The organism is Vibrio sp. 2134-1 (genome assembly GCF_033339495.1).
Map to the genome: position 1 here is coordinate 1 of NZ_JAWOUS010000159.1, position 996 is coordinate 996.

At 45.8% G+C, this 996-nt stretch carries 2 protein-coding genes; both read right to left on the reverse strand.

Going from position 1 to position 996, the window contains the following annotated elements; all coding sequences use genetic code 11:
* Positions 1 to 75 precede the first annotated feature (75 nt).
* The gene (locus R7R78_RS24615) at positions 76 to 531 is read right to left on the reverse strand and encodes a hypothetical protein (RefSeq protein ID WP_017447452.1); all 456 of its coding nucleotides are present in this window, start codon (positions 529 to 531) and stop codon (positions 76 to 78) included.
* 12 nt (positions 532 to 543) lie between these two features.
* On the reverse strand, positions 544 to 996 hold a 453-nt coding region (locus R7R78_RS24620; RefSeq protein ID WP_225474436.1), incomplete at its 5' end, for a proprotein convertase P-domain-containing protein.

Genomic DNA, 996 nt, shown 5'->3' on the forward strand with positions numbered 1-996 from the left:
TAAACGAAAGAACAAAGAAATGCCTCAGCAATTGCTGAGGCATTGTTTTAGAAGCCAACTTCTCTTGCTAGAGAATTATTGTGCACGGTATTTACCGCTGTTTAGTTCAATTTTAGACGCTTTGACGCGACTGTCAGCATTCAAGTAATCGCTGATGCTAAGTAAGTCTTGTCCTTCAGAAGCTTTTAGCACCGCAGATTCACCATCTGCAAACACAACGTCTAGCTTTAACTCTTTTGCTACTGCTTTGGCATCAGCGGCGTTGTTTACGGTGATGTAGATAAGTCCCGTCGCTTTAGACACATTGCCAAACGCGTTCTTAAACACCTCGTCACCGGCTTGCAGTTTAACTGCTTCAGAGAGATTGCTCACCGTGTTCGTTTGCACTTTACGATACGCTTCACCATTCACCTCAACCGCATCAGAAGGAACAAACAACTCGGGACTTGGTTGTTGCGACAACTGCGTTTCGGCATAGGCTGCGTTGGCTATTAGTGAAAGAGCCAAAATAGAAAATGTCTGATATTTCATGTGATTGACTCCTTAGTGGCCAAAGATACGCATAGACCAGTTTTTGATAACTCCTGGTTTTGCGTTGTTCGCCATCGGTACATCATAGATAGCGGATGAGTTGAAGTAAGCGATAAATGAGAAGACTTCATCACCGTTTGTATCGATAGCTCTCAGTGTCCATTCACCCTTGGCATTCTCGCCGTAGAATTGGTTAGACAACATCAGTTGGTTTTCGTAACCCGTAATGTTTGGATCAAGAGACTGACCAACAAGGCCGTTACGTGGTGTTTGCAATACGGAGCGAGTGCCTGATGGGGAAACAAGCTCGATTGCCAAATCAGGTAGACGCGAGTGCTCTAGCGTCAGCTGCACCTGTACAGACTCAACGGTAATGTCGTCAGTGATTGCGATGTTTGACGAACCACCAGCAAGGCTTGCATCGGGCACACTGACTTCTGTCGCATTGTTTGCCCACGGTGTGAT